Here is a 2402-nt window from a genome sequence, read left to right as displayed (position 1 = left end):
GAGCAGCACGCGGGGCGCGCAGTGGTCCAGTACGCGCACCGCCTCGGCCCCGCTCCACGCGGCGTCCAGCGGTACGGCGACCAGCCCGGCGAGCTGCGTCGCCCAGAAGGCGGTCTGCCAGTCGGGGCGGTCGCCCATCAGGAGGGCCGCGCGGTCGCCCGGCCGCAGGCCGTGGGTGTCCACGAAGCGGTTGGCCAGCGCGGTCGCGGCGGCGAAGAACTCACCGTAACTGCGCAGGACGGCCCCGCCGCCGCCGACGAGGAAGGGCCGCTCCCCGTACGCCCACGTCGTCTCCACGAACTCCCGCAGGGTGCGCGGCCCGTCCGCGTACATGAGCGAGCCGTTCTCGGCGCGTACGACCTCGAAAGGCGCACCGGGGGCGGTCAGCGCGGCGGTGTGCGGCACGTACGTCTCGCTTTCTTCGTACTCTCGAACCGAGTCCATCGAGCGAGGAGCTCCTGTTGCACCACTTGTACGTCAAGGTCTGCGGTCTGCGGAAGCCCGCCGAGGTCGAGGCAGCCGTGGCCGGAGGGGCCTCCGCGGTCGGGTTCATCCTGACGACGAGCCCGCGCCGGCTGTCCCCCGCCGAGGCCCGCCCACTGGCCGCGCTGGTACCGCCCGGTGTCGCCAAGGTCGCGGTCTTCCGCGGCGAGTCCCTGGAGGAGGTGCGCAGGGCGGCGGCCGAGGCGGGCGCGGACACCGTCCAGCTGCACGGCGGGGAGCCGCCCGAGGCGTTCGCCGCGCTGCGCGCCGACGGGTACCGCCTCATCCGCGCCACCTCCCCGGAGTCGGGCGACCCGCTGACGGCGGGCGCGTACGGCGAGGACATGCTCATCATCGACTCGCCGCGGCCCGGCTCCGGCGAACGCTGGTCCCCGGACTCGCTGCCGGAGCAGCCGGCGGGGGCGTGGGTGCTGTCGGGCGGTCTCTCGCCGGACAACGTGGTGGAGGCCGTGACGGCGCTGCGGCCGTGGGGCGTCGACGTGTCGAGCGGGGTGGAGAGCAGCCGGGGTGTGAAGGACGTGGGTCTGATCGAGAAGTTCCTCGGGGCGGCCGAGGGGCTCCGTACCTGAACATGTGTCGTGGAACTCGGCTTGCCGGGGCGCGGCGGGGGAATCCGGGACACGTACCGGCCCAACGTGAAAGGGGTGCCCCCTTGTCCTGCCCGCCGCACAGAGCTGTCCTGCCCGCCGCGCGGATCGGCGAAGCGACGACACCGGAGTCCATGACGACCGAGAAGATCCAGCGCATACGACGGCGCCTGGAGCGGCTGATCGGTATCGCCATGACCGAGGGCAACACGCTCGTCCCCCTGCGGAACGGCGACGAGATCTTCACGTCGATGCTGGAGAGCATCCGTGGCGCCGAGCACACCGTCGACATGATGACGTTCGTCTACTGGCGCGGTGACATCGCCCACGAGTTCGCGCGGGCGCTGAGCGAGCGGGCCCGCGCCGGGGTCCGGGTGCGGCTGCTGCTCGACGGGTTCGGCAGCCGGCTGATCGAGAAGGACCAGCTCGCGGCGATGGAGCGGGCCGGGGTGCAGGTGGCCTGGTTCCGCAAGCCGCTGTATCTCTCGCCGCTGAAGCAGAACCACCGCTGCCACCGCAAGGTGCTCGTCGTGGACGAGACGACCGCGTTCACGGGCGGTGTGGGCATCGCCGAGGAGTGGTGCGGCGACGCGCGGAACGAGAACGAGTGGCGCGACACGCACGTACGGGTCCGGGGGGCCGCGGTGGACGGGATCGCCGCCGCGTTCACCCAGAACTGGGCGGAGTGCCACGACGAGATGTTCGACGAGCGGGACCGGTTCGTCGCGCCGGAGACGTACGGCGACGCGATCGTGCAGGTGGTTCGCGGGTCGGCCAGCTTCGGCTGGCAGGACATGCAGACCCTGATCCGGGTGATGCTGGAGTCGGCGGAGGAGCGCGTCCGGCTGGCCACGGCGTACTTTGCGCCGGACGAGTACTTCATCGACCTGCTGTGCGCGACGGCCCGGCGCGGGGTCTCGGTGGAGATCTTGCTGCCGGGGCCGCACACGGACAAGCGGGTCTGTCTGCTGGCCGGCCAGCGGTACTACGAGCAGTTGACCGAGTGCGGCGTGAAGATCCACCAGTACCAGCCGACGATGATGCACGCGAAGATCATCACCGTCGACGCGATCGCCTCGCTGATCGGGTCCACCAACTTCAACCGGCGTTCGCTGGACCACGACGAGGAGGTCATGCTCGCCGTGCTCGACCCGGCCTTCACGGCCACGCTGGACGAGCACTTCGAGGAGGACCTGACGCTGAGCGAGCCGATCTGTCCGCGCCGCTGGAAGCGGCGCTCGCTGGTGCGGCGGGCCCAGGAGGCGGCCGTGGTCCCGATCCGCCGCTATCTGTGACCGGTCGCGGTGATCA

Annotated in this window: 3 protein-coding genes; 2 read left to right on the top strand and 1 reads right to left on the bottom strand. The window is 71.5% G+C overall.

Annotation, left to right across the window (positions count from 1 at the left end):
- On the bottom strand, nt 1-444 hold a 444-nt coding region (locus tag GXP76_RS35150), incomplete at its 3' end, for a class I adenylate-forming enzyme family protein (protein WP_242575672.1).
- A gap of 17 nt (nt 445-461) precedes the next feature.
- Here GXP76_RS35150 and GXP76_RS35145 point away from each other — a divergent pair.
- Nucleotides 462-1073: a phosphoribosylanthranilate isomerase gene (locus GXP76_RS35145; RefSeq protein WP_308354297.1), complete on the top strand. Its 612-nt coding sequence runs from the start codon at nt 462-464 to the stop codon at nt 1071-1073.
- A 152-nt stretch (nt 1074-1225) separates the two neighbouring features.
- Nucleotides 1226-2386 carry a phosphatidylserine/phosphatidylglycerophosphate/cardiolipin synthase family protein gene (locus GXP76_RS35140; protein ID WP_242575671.1) on the top strand — a complete coding sequence of 387 codons (1161 nt, stop codon included), beginning with the start codon at nt 1226-1228 and terminating at the stop codon, nt 2384-2386.
- Nucleotides 2387-2402 lie beyond the last annotated feature (16 nt).

Origin of the sequence: Streptomyces sp. NP-1717 (genome assembly GCF_022695985.1) — a bacterium.
Taxonomy (GTDB): domain Bacteria; phylum Actinomycetota; class Actinomycetes; order Streptomycetales; family Streptomycetaceae; genus Streptomyces.
This window is presented reverse-complemented; position numbering and strand designations above follow the sequence as displayed.